The organism is Desulfuromonas sp. (assembly GCF_002868845.1).
Taxonomy (GTDB): Bacteria; Desulfobacterota; Desulfuromonadia; order Desulfuromonadales; family BM501; genus BM501.
On the sequence record NZ_PKUB01000036.1, the window covers coordinates 24,159 to 39,618 of the forward strand.

The following is a 15,460-nucleotide window of genomic DNA, read 5'->3' on the forward strand; positions in this document are numbered from 1 at the left end:
TTTTAGCAGAGGGCCGGCGGGGTGTCAATGGAATACCCGGCCGGCCTTAAAGCTGCGCCACAAAGGCGGCGACCTCGTCGAAGTACTCGCGGGCGTTGACGAACATGATGTCGTTGTGATTGCCCCGGGGAAAGATCTTCAGGGTCTTGGGCCCGGCGGCCCACTCGTGAAGTCGCCGGCCGTGGGAGACGTCGACCAGGCCGTCGTGGAGGGTGTGCATCACCAGGGACGGCCCGCGGTAGCCCGTGAGCTTGGCCCGATGGTCGAGGCGGGCGGCCACGGCCGCCTCCAGCTCCGCCGGGGAGACCCCGAGTTCGGCCGGGTCGAGGCGCAGCAGGAGCCGCTCGAGGACGTCCGCCACCCCGCTCTCAAGGATCAGGCCGGCCGCCTGTGGAAAGAGGGAGACGCCGTGGAGAGCGAAGATCGACCCCACCGAGCGGCCGAAGAGGATCAGCCGCTCCGGGGGCTGCCCCAGGGACCGCAGGGTCGGCCCCACGTCGTCGAGCATCCGCCCCAGCTCCGGCCGCCCCGTGGAGGCCCCGTAGCCGCGCAACTCGGCCAGGAGCAGGTTGCAGCCCATGCCGTGGACGAGGGAGACGAAGTCGCCGAGGTAGTCCTCGACGATCTCGCCGTTGCCGTGGAAATGAACGACCGTGCGGGCCTGCGGGTCGATCTCGTGGTAGGAGCAGGCGAGCCGCGCGTCGCCGCAGTCGACCCAGAAGGGATCGGCCAGCTGCGAAGGGCGGGGGAAGAAGTAGCGCTCGGAGATGACGGGGTGATTCAGGATCGATTCGCTCATTGGGCCCCCGGAAGAAGAGAGGAACTCTCAAAGGGTCGGACATGGACCCCACGACCCCCATGATACGACTTTTGTCCTGGGGTGGGGAGGAGAATTTCCAGAAACTTCCCTGAAAAAATTCACCATTGACAACCCCCCACCCGTGGATCTATTGTCAACACATGTCCTAATATGTCCAATACTGACGCCTTTTGACAAAAAGGGTAAAAATGAACGTTTCTGTAAAAGAGGCGGCCAAGCTGCTCTCCGTTTCCGAAAAGACCGTCTACCGCTGGATCAAGCAGGACATCGTGCCTGCCTACAAGGTCCACGAGAGTTACCGCTTCAATCGCGCCGAACTCATTGAATGGGCGACCTCGCGACGGATGGGGGTTTCTCAGGAGGCTTTCGCCGAGCCCGAAACCGACGCCCTGCCGTTGCCCGACCTTTCGGAAGCGCTGGAGGCCGGCGGGATTTTCTACCGGATCGAAGGCCAGGCCCGCAACGAGGTCCTGGCGAACGTCGTGGCGCACCTGCGGCTTCCCGACGAGATCGATCCGGACTATCTCCGGCAGGTCTTGATTGCCAGGGAGAAACTCGCCTCGACGGGAATCGGCGATGGAATCGCCCTCCCCCATCCCTACAACCCCGTCCTGCTTCACATTTCCCGGCCGACGATAACGATCTGTTTTCTGGAAAACCCGGTCGATTTCAGCACCCTTGACGACAGCCCGGTCCGGATTCTGGTGACGGTCCTCGCGCCCTCGCTCCGGGCACACCTGCACCTCCTCTCGCTCCTCGGGTTCCTCCTCAAAGACAAGGACGTCCGGCGGGCCCTGGACGAACAGGAGGGCCGGGAGGCGATCTTCTCCGTCCTGCGCCGTGCCGAAGAGAGGCTTCGACCCTAAGCATGGCACCCCCTTCGTATTTCCTCTGTCATAACCGTCGCCTGCAGCGGGTATCGATCGCGATCTTTATGAAAATAAGCTAGACCTGTCGTAAAAGCGGACCCTTCCTGGAGAACGTTTGTCCATGCCTCTGCAGATCGCCCAACTGGCCGTCCTTTTCGCCCTGCTCTCGGCCCTGGCTCCCCTTCCCTTCGGCCGGCGGCCGGGTGCCTCCAAGACCCTGACCTTCCTCCTCCTCGGCCTCTCCGGGGCTGCCGCGGCGGCGGCGGGGGGGCTGGCCCTCTGCAGCGGCCAGGTCGCGCAAAAGGTCCTGCCCATCGGCCTGCCCTGGCTGCACAGCCACCAGGTGCTCGACCCCCTGGCCGGTTTCTTCCTCTTCCTCGTCGGCTTGGTGACGGCGCTGGTCGCCTGCTACGGGCCGGCCTACGTTCGTGAGCACGAAGAGGGCCCGCAGCCGCTCCCGGTACTGACATTTTTCACCGGCCTGTTCGTCGCCGGCATGTACCTGGTGATCCTCGCCGCCGACGCCTTCTCCTTCATGGTGGCCTGGGAGCTGATGTCGGTGGCGAGCTACTTTCTGGTCGCCTATCAGCACCAGCACGCTGAAAACCGCAGCGCCGCCTTTATCTACCTGCTCATGGCCCAGGTCGGCGGCCTCTTCATCCTCCTCGGCTACGGGGTCCTGGCCGGCTTCGGCGACGGCTTCAGTTTCGCCACCATGGCGGCGGCTCCGCTGAGCAGCGGCTGGGCGAGCATCGCCTTCGCGCTAGCTTTTGTCGGCTTCGGCATGAAGGCCGGCCTGGTCCCCCTGCACGTCTGGCTGCCCCAGGCCCACCCCGTAGCGCCGTCCCACATCTCCGCCATGATGTCGGGGGTGATGCTGAAGGTGGCGGTCTACGGATTCATCCGTTTCACCTACGACCTGCTGGGCACTTTCGACTGGCAGTGGGGGGTGCTCGTGCTCGTTGTCGGCAGCGGCTCGGCCCTTCTCGGCGTGCTCTACGCTCTTATGCAGAACGATCTCAAGCGTCTGCTGGCCTACAGCAGCGTGGAGAACATCGGCATTGCTTACATGGGGATCGGTCTCTCGATGATCTTCGCCAGCCACGGGCGGCCCGGCCTGGCGGCCCTCGGGCTGGTGGCGGCCCTCTATCACTGCCTGAATCACGCCTTGTTCAAGAGCCTGCTTTTTCTCGGCGCCGGTGCCGTTCTGCAGCAGAGCCACGAACACAACATGGAGAAGATGGGGGGACTGATCCGCGGCATGCCGGTCACGGCCACCTGTTTCCTGATCGGCTGCATCAGTATTTCGGCCCTGCCGCCGTTCAACGGCTTCGTTTCGGAATGGCTCACCTTTCAAGCGGCCCTGCAGGCCACCGTTCTGGAGAGCGGCATTATCGGTTCGCTGATCCCCGTGGCGGCGGCCGTCCTGGCGCTGACCGGGGCCCTGGCCGTGGCCTGCTTCGTCAAGGTCTTCGGCGTCGTCTTTCTCGGTCAGGCCCGTAGCGAAAAAGCGCTCTCGGCCCGGGAGGCCGCACCCGGCATCCTCTTCGGCCAGGGGGCCCTGGCCCTGCTCTGCCTGCTGTTCGGAATTTTCCCGACCTGGACGGTCAGGCTCATCGACACGATTCCGCAGGGGCTGCTCGGCGTCGGGCTGCCGGAGGCCACGGCGAACGGCTGGCTCTGGCTGACGCCGATCGCTCCCGAGACGGCCAGCTACGGAGCGCCGATGGTCCTGCTGGGCATCTGCCTCGCCTGGCTGCTGGCCTATCTGTGGCTGCACCCCCGGCGCCGCCGCACCGCGGTGCACATCGCACCGACCTGGGATTGCGGCTTCGGCCCCCTGAACTCCCGCATGCAGTACACGGCAACCGCTTTCGCCATGCCGATCCGGCGCATCTTCCGGCCGGCCTGGCCGATCAAGGAGGAGGTGCTCCCGGCAACGGTTGAGCACCCCGGAGGGCGCTACCGCCTGCGGGTCGGCGACTGGGCCTGGGAAAAGATCTACCTGCCGATCGGGCGGCTCCTTCTCGCCAGCGCCCGCCGCGCGGCACTGATTCAGGGCGGGAACATCCGCGCCTATCTCGCCTACTCCTTTTTCACCCTTATCTTCCTCCTCTGGGTGATCGTATGAACGGCTGGCTGCTGGCCATCGTCCAGACCGGGCTGCTGACCCTGGGCGCCCCTCTTCTGGCCGGTTGGGTCAAGTGGATCAAGTGCAAACTGCAGTGCCGCCAGGGGCCGCCCCCCTGGCAGCCCTACCGCGACCTGGCCCGTCTCTTTCGCAAGGACGTCGTCCTCTCGGAACAGGCCTCCCCCGTCTTTCGCCTCTCCCCCTACCTGGTTTTCAGCGTGACCGCCCTGGCCGGTTCGGTGGTGCCGATGGTCGCCGTCGGCCTGCCGACCTCCGCCATCGCCGATGTCATCGTCCTCGTCGGGTTCTTTGCCCTGACCCGCTTTTTTCTCGCCCTGGCCGGCATGGACGTCGGCACGGCTTTCGGCGGCATGGGGTCGTCCCGCGAGGTGACGATCTCCTCCCTCGCCGAACCGGCGATGCTGATGGGCGTCTTTACCCTGGCGATGACCGTCTCCAGCACCAACCTGGCGACCATGATCAGCCACCTGCTCCTCTCCCCGTTTCAGCTCTACCCCTCTTTCATTTTCGCGGCCATGGGGCTGGTCCTGGTCACGGTGGCGGAAACGGGACGGATTCCCGTCGACAACCCGGCGACCCATCTCGAGCTGACGATGATCCACGAAGCGATGATCCTCGAGTACAGCGGACGTCACCTGGCGTTGATGGAATGGGCCGCGATGATCAAACTGATGATCTACGGGGTGCTCATCGCCAACCTCTTCGTCCCCTGGGGGATCGCCCTCCAGCAGACCCCGGCAGCCCTCGCAACCGGCCTGGCCGCGGTCACGCTCAAGCTGCTGTTCCTCGGCGCGGCCCTCGCCGTCGCCGAGACGATCCTCGCCAAGATGCGCCTGTTTCGAGTCCCCCAATTTCTCGGCCTGGCCTTTATCCTCTGTCTGCTCGGCATGCTGAGCCACGTGATCCTGGAGGTCCGCTGATGCCGCTATCGGCCCTGCCCCTTTCCGAACAGATGATCCTGACCGCGGCGGCCCTGATCCTCTTCACCTCCTTTCTGCTCCTCGCCCAGACCCGCATCGTCACCCTGATCCATACCTTCGCCTGGCAGGGGGGGCTGCTCTTTGTCGCCACCGTACTCGTCGCCCTGACCTCGGGGCGTCATCACCTGTTGATTTCGGCGCTCATGACCCTCGGGCTCAAGGTGATTTTCATCCCCTGGCAGCTGCGCCGCCTGGTGGTTCGCCTCGACATCCGCCGCGAGGTCGAGACGGTCGGCAGTTCATCGCTGATCATGATCGGCGCCGGAGCGCTGGTCCTTTTCAGCTATTACGTGGCGCTGCCGATCCGCGAGCTCTCCCTCCTCGCAACCCGCAACACCATTGCCGTTTCCCTGGCCGTGATCCTCATCGGCATGCTGATGATCATCACCCGGCGCAAGGCGGTCGCCCAGGTCATCGGCTTCATGTCGATGGAGAACGGGCTGTTTTTTGCCGCCGTCGCCGCCACCTACGGGATGCCGATGGTGGTGGAACTCGGGGTGGCCTTCGACGTGATGGTCGCGGCGATCCTCTTCGGGATTTTCTTCTTCCAGATCCGCAGCGGATTCGGCTCGTTGAATGTCGACCGCCTCAACCGCCTCAACGAGGTCGACTGATGACGGCCCTCTACCTGACCCTGCTCCTCCCCCTTGCGGGAACCCTTCTCTTCGCCCTGGTCGGCCACTGGCGCCGTGCCGGCACCCTCAACCTGCTGATTTGCGCCGCGACCTTTCTGACCTCCCTGCAGCTGGCGTTCAACGTCTTTTCCAGCGGGCCGCTTCTCTCCCCCGGCAAGCTCTTCTACATCGACGCCTTCAACGTCTACCTGATCCTGCTCAACGCCCTGGTCGGGATGACCACCGCGATCTTCTCCGGCCCCTACATGGCCCACGAGGTGGAGATCGGCCGGGTCGACGACAAACGGATGCGCCTCTACTACTCGATGTACCAGGGTTTCCTGCTGACCATGCTGGTGGCGCTATCGACCAACAATCTCGGCCTGCTCTGGGTTTCGGTCGAAGGCGCGACCCTGGCCACGGTCCTCCTCGTCAGCCTCTACCGCACCCCGGAATCGATCGAGGCGGGGTGGAAGTACTTTCTCCTCTGCGGCGTCGGCATCGCCCAGGCGCTCTTCGGCACCGTCCTGGTCTACTTCGCCGCCGAACGGGCGCTGCCCGGCAGCGAAGACGCACTGCTCTGGAGCGTGCTGTACCAGCATGCCGCCGCGCTGGAACCGACGGTGCTGACCCTGGCCTTCGTCTTTCTGCTCGTCGGCTACGGCACCAAGATCGGCCTGGTGCCCCTTCACAACTGGCTGCCCGACGCCCATTCCGAGGGGCCGACGCCGATGTCGGCGATCCTCTCCGGGCTGCTGCTCAACATCGCCCTCTACGCCGTTGTCCGCTTCAAGATGCTCGTCGACCCGGCCCTCGGCAGCGACCTGGCCGGCCGGATGATGATGGGCTTCGGCCTCCTCTCCTTCACCGTCGCCGGGATGCTGCTGCACCGCCAGCGCGACGTCAAGAGGATGTTCAGCTACTCCTCCATCGAGCACATGGGGCTGATGACCTTCGCCTTCGGCATCGGCGGTCCGCTTGCGACCTTCGGCGCCCTGCTCCACATGATCGTCCACTCGCTGACCAAATCGGCGATCTTCGTCACCGTCGGCCACGCCGCCCACGTCGCCGGCACCCAGTCGATCGACAGGATCCGCGGCCTGATCCGCACCCAGCCCGCCGTCGGCTGGAGCTTTCTCATCGGCACCGTCGCCATCGCCGGGTTCCCCCCCTTCGGGGTCTTCACCAGCGAATTCCTCCTCTTCACCGCCACCATAAAGAGCTGGCCGTGGCTTGTCATCCCCCTGCTCTGCGGGCTCGGGGTCGCCTTCGCCGGGCTCTTCCGCCACCTGCAGCCGATGGTCTTCGGGGAGCCGCCCGCCGGGCAGGTCGCGGTGGCGGCCAACATGTGGCCGGTCTACCTTCACCTGCTGCTGGTACTCTGGCTCGGCATCGCCATCCCCGACGTGCTCTCCGGCTGGATCGACCAGGCCACGGCCATGGTGGTGGGAAAGGGACTGTTATGAGAAGGCCACAGGACGCTGCGGTGAGACCGGGACGGGTGGCCGCTTTCAGGACGCTCCTGCTCGAAACGGGCATGGCAGCCGATGGAAGCGCCGGCCCGGCCGGGCCGGCGGGATGCCTGGGAATCCCCGCGGGAAAATGGGGACTGGCGGCGGATATCGCCGCATCCCGAGGACTGCGCTGGTCGGCGCTCTGGGGGGAGCACCGGCCGCCGCACCTTCTGGTGACGGCGCTTCTAGCCGGGGGGGACGGCCACCTGCTGCTGCGCACGACGCTGCCCGAGGACCGGCCGGCGCTCCCTTCCCAGGCGCTCCACTACCCGGCGGCGGCCCGTCCCGAGCGGCACCTGATGGACATGTTCGGGGTTTGCTTCACGGGACACCCCGACCCGCGCCGCTGGACGCGCCACCGGGGCTGGCCCGAGGGGATCCATCCCCTGCGCCGGGAATTCCCCCTCGCCGGGGCTCCAGCGGCCGAGACCCCACCGGACAGCGGCTACCCCTTCGTGCCGGTAACCGGAGAAGGGGTCTACGAGATCCCCGTCGGCCCGGTCCACGCCGGGATCATCGAGCCGGGGCACTTCCGTTTCCAGGCCCTCGGCGAAGACGTGCTGCGCCTGGAGGCGCATCTCGGCTACGTGCACAAGGGGATCGAAAAACTCGCCGAGGGGCGGGACCTCGCGGGGCTCTCCCGCCTTGCCGGGCGGGTCAGCGGAGACAGCACCGTCGCCCACGCCTGGGCCGCCTGCCAGGCCGCCGAGCGCGCCATGGGGGTCGAGCCTCCGCCGCGGGCCCTGGCCCTGCGTGCGATCCTGGCCGAACGGGAGCGGATCGCCAACCACCTCGGGGATATCGGCGCCGTCTGCAACGACGTCGGCTTTCCCTTCGCCCTGGTGCAGTGCGGCCGGCTGCGAGAACTCTGCCAGCGGCAGAGCGCCGCCGCCTTCGGCCACCGCCTCCTCATGGACTGCGTCGTCCCCGGCGGGGTGGCCTGCGAGCTGGACCCGGCCCGCATCCCGGAGCTTCTGAAGGAGACCGCCGCCCTGCGCGCCGAGGTCGGCGAGCTGATGCCCCTGCTGCTCGAATACCCCTCCCTGCAGGACCGCCTGCGCGGCACCGGGGTCCTCCCCCCGGAGACGGCGCGCAGACTCGGGGCCCTCGGCTACGTCGGCCGCGCCAGCAACCACCAGGACGACCTGCGCCGCGATCTCCCCTACCCCCCCTACGACCGGCTCGAGGTCGAGGTCCCCGCCTACCTGGAGGGGGACGTGGCCAAGCGGGTGAGGGTGAGGGGCGACGAGATCCGGGTCTCCCTCGGCCTCATCGAGACGCTCCTCGAGACGCTGCCGGGCGGCCCCCTCGCCGCCGATTGCCCCGCACCGGGGAGAGAGTGCGAGGGAATCGGGCTGGTCGAGGGCTGGCGCGGCGAAACCGTCGCCTACCTGCGCCTCGACGCTGGCGGGCGGGTTTTGCGCTACTTTCCGCGCGACCCGAGCTGGCTCAACTGGCCGGCCCTCGAGGCGCTCATTCAGGACAACATCGTCCCCGACTTCCCGGTCTGCAACAAGTCGGTGAACGGCTCTTATTCGGGGCACGACCTGTAACCCCCCTTCTGCCGAGAGGAACCGGGCCATGTTTCACGTTTTCAGCAAGATTCTCCGCACCGGAAGGCTCACCGAACCCCTGCCCGGACCGGAAGCGGCGGTCGCCGAACTCGGCGCCGCCTGCCAGCGGGAAGTCGCCGCCCGCTATGGCGGCAGTCTCGCCATCCGCATGGTCGACGCCGGCTCCTGCAACGGCTGCGAGCTGGAGATGCACGCCGTGAACAACGGCTTCTACGACATCGAGCGCTTCGGCATCCATTTCGTCGCCTCCCCGCGCCACGCCGACCTGCTCCTGGTCACCGGCCCGGTCTCCCGCCACATGCAGGCGGCGCTGGTGCGCACCTACGAGGCGACCCCCGCCCCGAAACTGGTGGTCGCCATGGGGGACTGCGCCGGGAACGGGGGCGAGTTCGGCGTCTCCTATGCCAGCTGCGGCGCTGTGGAAAACGTTCTCCCTGTCGATGCGGTCATCCCCGGCTGTCCGCCGACCCCGCAACAGCTGCTGCGGGGACTGCTGGAGCTGCTGCAAAAATAGGGGAGGCTCTCCTTTCATTTTGACAGAACCCCCTCGGGACCCAGCCAAATCCGGCGTTATCTGCTTGTGGACCGTTACAAAAAATCAAAGGGCCTGCCATTTGGCAGGCCCTTTCTGCACCCGGTCCCCCATTGCGCAGACCGGGCAGGGGCATATTTCCTGTTCCCCGCGCATCTTCCATCCTGCCCTGCTGTCAAGGCGGAACCCATCACCTCAAACAATTCAGGCTCTCATCGATTCTCGCCGACACCAGAACCTCAGGACCCTCCGGGCGGCCTGGGGAGGGTCCCCGCGAGCACCGCACCGATCCCCGTCAAAGCGGCGGCAACCAGGTAGCTTGAGGCAAAGCTCCCGCTCCCCTCGGCGATGACCCCGGCGGCTCCCGGCCCCACCGTCTGGCCGGCGGCGAAAAAGAAAGTGACGATCGAGAAGGCCGCCGCGGCCCGGGAGAGCCCGAGGTAGTCTCCGATCGCCGCCGCCATGATGGTCGGGATGGCAAAGGCCGCGATGCCGTAGAGGACGACGGAGGCCAGCAGGGCGGCCGTGCCGAACCCGGAACCGGCAAGGAGGTAGGCGAGGGTCTGCACGGCGAAGACCGTCATCAGCCCGCCCTTGCGGCCGATCCGGTCAGAAAGCCCTCCGAAGACCACCCCCGAGAAGAGGCCGAAGAAACCGACCCAGGACCAGAACATCCCCGCCCTCGCCTCGGAGAAGCCGAAATCCTCCACCATCGTGGTCACGATAAAGGTCCCGTAAACCATGTAGGTGGCGCCGAAGATGAGGTAGAGGACCCCCAGCTGAATCAGGGTCCGCGCCTCGTCGGGCGACTCTTTCGCCGGGATCTGCTCCGGAGGGATCGGTCGCCTGTCGCCGAGCGGCTCGAGCCCCAGCTCTGCCGGGTCGTTGCGCAGCAGGAAGGCCGCGGCGATCGCGATCCCGAGGGAGATCAGGCCGAGCACCAGCCAGCTCGTGCGCCAGCCGTCGCCCCCCAGCCCCCGGTTGAGAACCGGAACGAGGGCGCCGGCGAAAATGATCGCCAGCCCGTTGCCGGTGACCATGAGGCCGGCGGCCCGCCCCCTGCGCTCCCGCCGAAACCAATGGGATACGAGGACCATCACCGGGATGTTGGCCAGGCCGCTGCCGACGCCGACAACGGTGTACAGGGCGAGAACCGGCAGGAACCCGTGACAGCGGCCGAGAGCCAGCATGCAGGCGGCGATCAGAAGCAGTCCGGCGACAATGGTGGCCCGGGGCCGAAGGCGGCGGATGAGCAGGGGCGCCAGGGCGACCGCGGCAAGGTAGCCCGCGAAGTTCCCGGTGCTGACAAGGCCCATCTGGTCATAGGCCAGGCCGAGCCCGGTACGCATCGCGGGCAGCAGCATGCCGAAGGCGAAGCGGGCCAGGCCGAGACAGGCAAAAAGGGTCAGGGCCCCGGCAAGGACGATCACCCAGCCATAATGAAAAGGCGGCAGTCGACGCGGCATATTCAGGAAAGTCCTTCCCTGTTGAAGAAACAGGATACATGGTCGCCTGAAAGCGACGGAGCACCGTATCCGCACCGCGGCCCGTCCGACAACGGAAAAGACCCGGAGCGGGGAACCGTCCCCCTACCGGAAGCGGCGCTTGAGAATCAGCAGGAAGAGGGTATTGCCGGTGGCGATGACATTAATGGTGATGAAGACCGGATCGCCGACGTGGATAGAGTAGGCGGTGTAGAAAAGGCCGCCGGAGAAGATGGTGAGCAGGGTATAGACCGAAAGGTCGCCGGTGGAGCGGGTACTCAGCGCCTTGACGATCTGGGGGACGAAACCGAAGGCGACCATCAGGCCGCCGGCAAAACCGATCCACTGCATAATCGAAAAAATCCTTGTCCTATTACCGGAGAGGGGAGAAGGCCATGCAATATGGGAATTTCAGATCTCCGTTGCCAGCGCATCCTCGATCCGCTCCCAGACCTCGTCGCGCCCGTCGCCCTTGAGGGCGGAGAAAAGGGTGAAGGCGTCGCGGGGCAGTCCCGTCGCCTCGAGAATCGGCTCGATCTGCTTCGCCCGCCGATTGCGGCTGACTTTGTCGACCTTGGTGATGACCGGGATGGTGGGGATCTCGAACTCCTCCAGCCAGTCGAGCATCTGGATGTCCTCCTCGCGGGGGACCCGGCGAACATCGAAGAGGAGCACCACCGCCCTCAGGCTCCGGCGCTGCTCCAGGTAGGTGCGCATCATCGGGCCCCACTGTTTCTTCACCGCAAGAGGGACCTTGGCGAAGCCGTAGCCCGGCAGATCGACGAGGGAGAATTCGCCGTTGATGTCGAAAAAGTTGAGCAACTGGGTGCGCCCGGGCGTGGACGAGGTGCGCACCAGCCCCCTGCGCCCCACCAGCACGTTGATCAGCGAGCTTTTGCCCACGTTGCTGCGCCCGGCGAAAGCCACCTCGGCCGGCCCTTCCGGCGGGTAGTTGGAGGGCTTGGTGGCGCTTTGGACGAAGGTGGCCGACTTGATAATCACGTTGCGGTCTCCAGGGGATTGGGAGGGCTGAGAAACGGACCGACAGGATAGCCCAGGCGCGAGGCGATTGCAATCTTGAGCGTCCCCAAAAAACGGCTGGACAATGCTGACTCTTTGGGTATTATTTTCTTCGTTGGTCTTGGTAAAATATATTTGAACGCAACACGACGACGAAGGAGGACTCCATGCTCAGCTCGAAACTTCAGGATGCTCTCAACGAGCAGATGAAAAACGAATTCTTCTCGGCCTACCTGTACATGGCCATGGCCGGTTATTTCCAGTCCGAGGACCTGCCCGGCTTCGCCAGCTGGATGCGGACCCAGGCCCTGGAGGAGATGACCCACGGCGAGAAGTTCTTCAACTTCCTCTGCGAGGCCGGGGGACGAACCGACCTGCGCCCCATCGACGGCCCGAAGAACGACTTCGCCTCCCCCCTGGCCACCTTCAAGTTCAGCCTCAAGCACGAGAATTTCGTCACCGACAGCATCAACAAGCTCATGGACCTGGCCAAGGAGGAGGGCAACCACGCCGCCCAGATCTTTCTCCAGTGGTTCGTCACCGAGCAGGTGGAGGAGGAAGCGAGCTTCGGCCAGGTCCTGAAGAACCTTCAGCGGGTGGAAGGCGACGGACGGGGCCTGCTGATGCTCGACCAGGAACTGGGCCAGAGGACTTTCGTCCCCCCGGCGACTGAATGAGCCTGGTGGCGATCTTCTTCCGGTGAAGAGGAGGGCGGCCCAAACGGGCCGCCCTCCTTTGTTCTTCTGCAGCCATACGCCCCGGACCTACTTTCTGTGCCTGATGCCGCAGGTATCCTCGGGGCATGCGTCCCTGCGCCGGGGCAGGAAACGGCGAAACCTGGCGAATCCCCGATAGCCGAGTACGGCCAGGCCGTGAAGCCCGGGCACCCCGATCAGGCCAGCTAACAGTCGGTGGCCCCGCCCCGGCAGGGCCCGCCAGATGGCGGGAAAAGCATCGACACCGAGGAAAAAGCGCCCTTCCCCGTCCATGACGTGCATCTGCGCCATGAAGTCCTCGAGGCTCCGGCCGTAGCGGTCCGGCTCGAAGGCCGGGGCGCTGATATCCACAAGGAGCAGGCGCCCGTTCCGATCGATCCGGCGATAATGCTCCATCTCCCTGGAACAGACGATGCAGGCCCCGTCATAGAAGACCGTCAGGGGGTAGGCGATTGCGTCCTTCATGTGAGTAATCCTTCCGATCCGGTTTTCTCCATTCTACCATTCCCCCTCGAGCCGAACTCCGACGCCCGCCGAGCCCACCCTCCCGCCCCCAGGATTAAAATCCACATCTCACCCGAAATCCCTGTTGACAAGAGGTTTTTTTCCGTTATCCCTTGAAACTGTGCAACCCCTCTCCAGCCACATGACGGTCGTCTCCTGACCGGAAGAAGTCCGCACCCAAAATACGGGGCAAAACGCCCCAGACCGCGGGGGACCCAAATGAGTCCGGATTTCGATTTTTCCGCATTTACCGCCGCCGTTGAAAAAACGGCCGGGCGTCTCCTCGGAGAGGGACGCCCGGAGGAAAACCTCGCCCTGGCCGCCCGGGCCGTGCAGGAGATGGCCGAAACCGTTCTTGCCCAAAACCGTCGAAACGAAGGGCATATCGCCTGCGGACCGGGGTGCGGCCACTGTTGCGTCGTCAACGTGGCGGTGCTGCAGCCTGAGGCGATGGTCATCGCCGACTACCTGCGCCGAAAGCTCAGCATCCAGAAACTGGAACGGCTGAAGGAGAAAATCGAAGGCATTCACCGCCGGGTCCGCTGGCTCGACGACGACGAGCGACTCCTGCTCCGCCAGCCCTGCGCCTTTCTCGACGGACAGAAAAGCTGCTCGATACACCCGGTGCGCCCCCTGCTGTGCCGGGGGATGAACTCCACCGACCCGGTGACATGCCGCGACGCAGTGACCCTCCATGCCCTGGACGAAGCCCCCCCGGTCCTGGTCAACCTCTTCCAGAAGACCCTCTTCGACCAGGCATTTCTCGGCCTGGCCCGGGCCCTGAAACGCACCGGCGGCATGGTCCGCAGCCAGAAGTTGACCGAAGCGGTTCACGCCGCCCTGGAAACTCCGCCGACCGGGCACCGTAATGACCGATGTGATAAAATGAAGTTGGAAGAGAGGGTTCTTTGAAATCTCTGGCGTGGCCGATATCGCCCGGTTTTCCATGGTCGTCAGCGCTTTACCGTACAGAGGATGAGTCCCCGGGTAAGGTCGCTGTGAGCGTGCCCGCAGAGCAGCGGGAGGCCTGACGCGCTCTTCAGGGGGCGGAAATGACAGAAAAGGCGATACGAAACGGAGCGAGTCGGCACGCCTTGAGAGAAGATGAACCGCGAGGAGAGAATTTTATGCCTTGCGGCCTTGCATCCGGTGGCGATGTGGTAGAATGAAAGTGCAAGGGCAAGAGGCGAAAGTGATCCTTGACAACTTCGGAGATGTAGGAAAACGTCCCTGCGGTCCACCCTGAAAGGTTCTTGAAGGATCAGGGAGAAGGGACAGCCAGATAGGGATCGCGGAAAGGGCCCGCTGGATGGCGGGAACGGAATATCACCCCGAAAAGGGTGTCGCGAAAAACCTGCGGAAACAGGCGTTATCCTGCATCTTCCGATTTCAAGATGCCGGTTTTACGCGGCCTAACGACGGAAGCCGTATCATCCCATCCGCCTGGGCGTACAAACCCCTACAAAAAGGCCGGATGTCGAAAGAGAGGGTCCGAGCGAGGTTCGCAAGAAGCTGGCCAGGGCCAAACCTGGAGAGTCTGCGCCGACGGATTGGAATAAAGCTGGCCGTGGTACGATCGGCATCTCCCATATCAAGGTCCCGTTGAAAAACGGGGCCTTTTCTTTTTTCCGCAAAGACAGGCACTTTGCCGCCTAAGACCGAATACGGCCGCGCCCGACAGGGAAATCCCCGGGCATGGCGGTATACTTGTTAACAAATCCCAGCCATACATCAGAGGAATCGGCAAGGAGGCAGCCATGGCGATTGACAAGGGCCCGGGCACCCTGGTGCATCATCTGAGTGCGCTCAAAAAGGGACAGCGCCATTTCGAAAACGCCTTCCAGGGCGTGTCCCGGATGATCCTCGAGGAGGGGATCGAAAAGGTCGTGGTCAACGGCAGGATCACCTACGACTTCAAGATCTTCCGCATGGGGAAGAAGCACCCCATCGGCATGTACGACGAGATCAACAGCCTTGTCTCCTTCGTCAAGGACGCCGCCGAGGGGGGATCGTCCAAGGAGATGGCCTTTGTCCTGGTCGGAGAGCCGGGCAACGGCAAGACCTTCTTCGTCGAATTCCTCTGCGGAAAGTACCGGCAATTCCTGGCCCGACCGGAAAACGTCAAGTACACCTTCCGGTTCAAGGGGATGGACCAGCTCGGCAGCTACGGGCGTCTCTCGGTCATCGAGTCCCAGACCTACGAGGACCCCATGGTGCTGGCCATGAACCTGCTGCCGACGCGGGAGGAGAGCATGGCCTTCGTCGCCAAGCAGGGCGGATTCGGCGACAAGGCGGTCGAGGAGCTGTTCGACAGCTACCGCCCCCTCGGGGCTTGCAGCGGCTACATCTGGAACGACATCCGCAACTTTACCGGCGGCAAGCCGGAGGCGATGCTTCAGTTCGTGGAGATCATCCCGGTGCCCCTGACCGAGAGCCTCGGTACGGTGACCGGCAAGTATGCGGCGAAGGACAAGATCACCTCCTCGGCCATCGACATGCTCGGCGAAGAATCGATCCAGCGCCTGCTGCACATCGCCGACACCAACAACCCCTACCGCTTCGACCTGCGGCGCGGGGCGCTAGCCCGGGTGGCCGGCGGCGGCATCCACTTCTCGGACGAGATCTACAAAAACAAGAAGGACCTGGTCCAGGTCTACCTCGGCGTCATCCAGAACCGGGTC

14 protein-coding genes and 1 pseudogene are annotated in these 15,460 nt (G+C 64.7%); 10 read left to right on the forward strand and 5 right to left on the reverse strand.

Going from position 1 to position 15,460, the window contains the following annotated elements; translation table 11 throughout:
• Positions 1-46: 46 nt before the first annotated feature.
• Positions 47-799, reverse strand: a complete 753-nt coding sequence (locus C0617_RS10675) for an alpha/beta hydrolase (RefSeq protein WP_291317013.1) — start codon at positions 797-799, stop codon at positions 47-49.
• A gap of 209 nt (positions 800-1,008) precedes the next feature.
• On the opposite strand from C0617_RS10675, the gene C0617_RS10680 reads away from it, so the two are divergent.
• The 7 genes from C0617_RS10680 (at position 1,009) to nuoB (ending at position 9,037) form a co-directional block, all read left to right on the forward strand.
• Positions 1,009-1,686, forward strand: coding sequence for a PTS sugar transporter subunit IIA (locus C0617_RS10680; protein ID WP_291317014.1), 678 nt, complete (start codon positions 1,009-1,011; stop codon positions 1,684-1,686).
• Positions 1,687-1,810: 124 nt separating this feature from the next.
• The gene (hyfB, locus tag C0617_RS10685) at positions 1,811-3,820 is read left to right on the forward strand and encodes a hydrogenase 4 subunit B (RefSeq protein WP_291317015.1); all 2,010 of its coding nucleotides are present in this window, start codon (positions 1,811-1,813) and stop codon (positions 3,818-3,820) included.
• Positions 3,817-4,761, forward strand: coding sequence for an NADH-quinone oxidoreductase subunit H (locus tag C0617_RS10690; RefSeq protein ID WP_291317016.1), 945 nt, complete (start codon positions 3,817-3,819; stop codon positions 4,759-4,761). Before hyfB ends, C0617_RS10690 begins: the two co-directional genes overlap by 4 nt.
• On the forward strand, positions 4,761-5,435 hold the full coding sequence (locus C0617_RS10695; RefSeq protein WP_291317017.1) for a formate hydrogenlyase: 675 nt from the start codon (positions 4,761-4,763) through the stop codon (positions 5,433-5,435). The genes C0617_RS10690 and C0617_RS10695 overlap by 1 nt, the downstream gene beginning before the upstream one ends.
• Complete coding sequence (locus tag C0617_RS10700) at positions 5,435-6,901, forward strand: hydrogenase 4 subunit F (protein WP_291317018.1); 1,467 nt, start codon at positions 5,435-5,437, stop codon at positions 6,899-6,901. Before C0617_RS10695 ends, C0617_RS10700 begins: the two co-directional genes overlap by 1 nt.
• Positions 6,898-8,502: an NADH-quinone oxidoreductase subunit C gene (locus tag C0617_RS10705; protein ID WP_291317019.1), complete on the forward strand. Its 1,605-nt coding sequence runs from the start codon at positions 6,898-6,900 to the stop codon at positions 8,500-8,502. The genes C0617_RS10700 and C0617_RS10705 overlap by 4 nt, the downstream gene beginning before the upstream one ends.
• Before the next feature lie 28 nt (positions 8,503-8,530).
• Positions 8,531-9,037, forward strand: coding sequence for an NADH-quinone oxidoreductase subunit NuoB (gene nuoB, locus C0617_RS10710; RefSeq protein WP_291317020.1), 507 nt, complete (start codon positions 8,531-8,533; stop codon positions 9,035-9,037).
• Positions 9,038-9,294: 257 nt separating this feature from the next.
• On the opposite strand, the gene C0617_RS10715 is transcribed toward nuoB, so the two are convergent.
• The 3 genes from C0617_RS10715 to yihA form a co-directional block, all read right to left on the reverse strand.
• Positions 9,295-10,521 carry an MFS transporter gene (locus C0617_RS10715; protein WP_291317021.1) on the reverse strand — a complete coding sequence of 409 codons (1,227 nt, stop codon included), beginning with the start codon at positions 10,519-10,521 and terminating at the stop codon, positions 9,295-9,297.
• A gap of 123 nt (positions 10,522-10,644) precedes the next feature.
• Entirely contained in the window at positions 10,645-10,890 is a 246-nt protein-coding gene (locus tag C0617_RS10720; RefSeq protein WP_291317022.1) for a PQ-loop repeat-containing protein, read from the reverse strand.
• Between the two features lie 60 nt (positions 10,891-10,950).
• Entirely contained in the window at positions 10,951-11,541 is a 591-nt protein-coding gene (gene yihA / locus C0617_RS10725) for a ribosome biogenesis GTP-binding protein YihA/YsxC (protein ID WP_291317023.1), read from the reverse strand.
• A 185-nt stretch (positions 11,542-11,726) separates the two neighbouring features.
• On the opposite strand from yihA, the gene C0617_RS10730 reads away from it, so the two are divergent.
• On the forward strand, positions 11,727-12,236 hold the full coding sequence (locus C0617_RS10730) for a ferritin (protein ID WP_291317024.1): 510 nt from the start codon (positions 11,727-11,729) through the stop codon (positions 12,234-12,236).
• A gap of 87 nt (positions 12,237-12,323) precedes the next feature.
• Here C0617_RS10730 and C0617_RS10735 read toward each other — a convergent pair whose 3' ends face one another.
• Positions 12,324-12,740, reverse strand: coding sequence for a DUF393 domain-containing protein (locus tag C0617_RS10735; RefSeq protein ID WP_291317025.1), 417 nt, complete (start codon positions 12,738-12,740; stop codon positions 12,324-12,326).
• 258 nt (positions 12,741-12,998) lie between these two features.
• On the opposite strand from C0617_RS10735, the gene C0617_RS10740 reads away from it, so the two are divergent.
• On the forward strand, positions 12,999-13,691 hold the full coding sequence (locus C0617_RS10740; RefSeq protein WP_291317026.1) for a YkgJ family cysteine cluster protein: 693 nt from the start codon (positions 12,999-13,001) through the stop codon (positions 13,689-13,691).
• 845 nt (positions 13,692-14,536) lie between these two features.
• Positions 14,537-15,460, forward strand: a pseudogene (locus C0617_RS10745) (serine protein kinase PrkA); the annotation flags it as partial.

Excerpts from the sequence above, each read along its gene's own strand:
- C0617_RS10700 (WP_291317018.1), top strand. The coding sequence starts at position 5,435 with ATGACGGCCCTCTACCTGACCCTGCTCCTCCCCCTTGCGGGAACCCTT.
- C0617_RS10735 (WP_291317025.1), bottom strand. The coding sequence starts at position 12,740 with ATGAAGGACGCAATCGCCTACCCCCTGACGGTCTTCTATGACGGGGCC.
- C0617_RS10715 (WP_291317021.1), bottom strand. The coding sequence starts at position 10,521 with ATGCCGCGTCGACTGCCGCCTTTTCATTATGGCTGGGTGATCGTCCTT.
- C0617_RS10705 (WP_291317019.1), top strand. The coding sequence starts at position 6,898 with ATGAGAAGGCCACAGGACGCTGCGGTGAGACCGGGACGGGTGGCCGCT.
- C0617_RS10740 (WP_291317026.1), top strand. The coding sequence starts at position 12,999 with ATGAGTCCGGATTTCGATTTTTCCGCATTTACCGCCGCCGTTGAAAAA.
- C0617_RS10680 (WP_291317014.1), top strand. The coding sequence starts at position 1,009 with ATGAACGTTTCTGTAAAAGAGGCGGCCAAGCTGCTCTCCGTTTCCGAA.
- nuoB (WP_291317020.1), top strand. The coding sequence starts at position 8,531 with ATGTTTCACGTTTTCAGCAAGATTCTCCGCACCGGAAGGCTCACCGAA.
- hyfB (WP_291317015.1), top strand. The coding sequence starts at position 1,811 with ATGCCTCTGCAGATCGCCCAACTGGCCGTCCTTTTCGCCCTGCTCTCG.
- C0617_RS10720 (WP_291317022.1), bottom strand. The coding sequence starts at position 10,890 with ATGCAGTGGATCGGTTTTGCCGGCGGCCTGATGGTCGCCTTCGGTTTC.
- C0617_RS10690 (WP_291317016.1), top strand. The coding sequence starts at position 3,817 with ATGAACGGCTGGCTGCTGGCCATCGTCCAGACCGGGCTGCTGACCCTG.
- C0617_RS10675 (WP_291317013.1), bottom strand. The coding sequence starts at position 799 with ATGAGCGAATCGATCCTGAATCACCCCGTCATCTCCGAGCGCTACTTC.
- C0617_RS10695 (WP_291317017.1), top strand. The coding sequence starts at position 4,761 with ATGCCGCTATCGGCCCTGCCCCTTTCCGAACAGATGATCCTGACCGCG.
- C0617_RS10730 (WP_291317024.1), top strand. The coding sequence starts at position 11,727 with ATGCTCAGCTCGAAACTTCAGGATGCTCTCAACGAGCAGATGAAAAAC.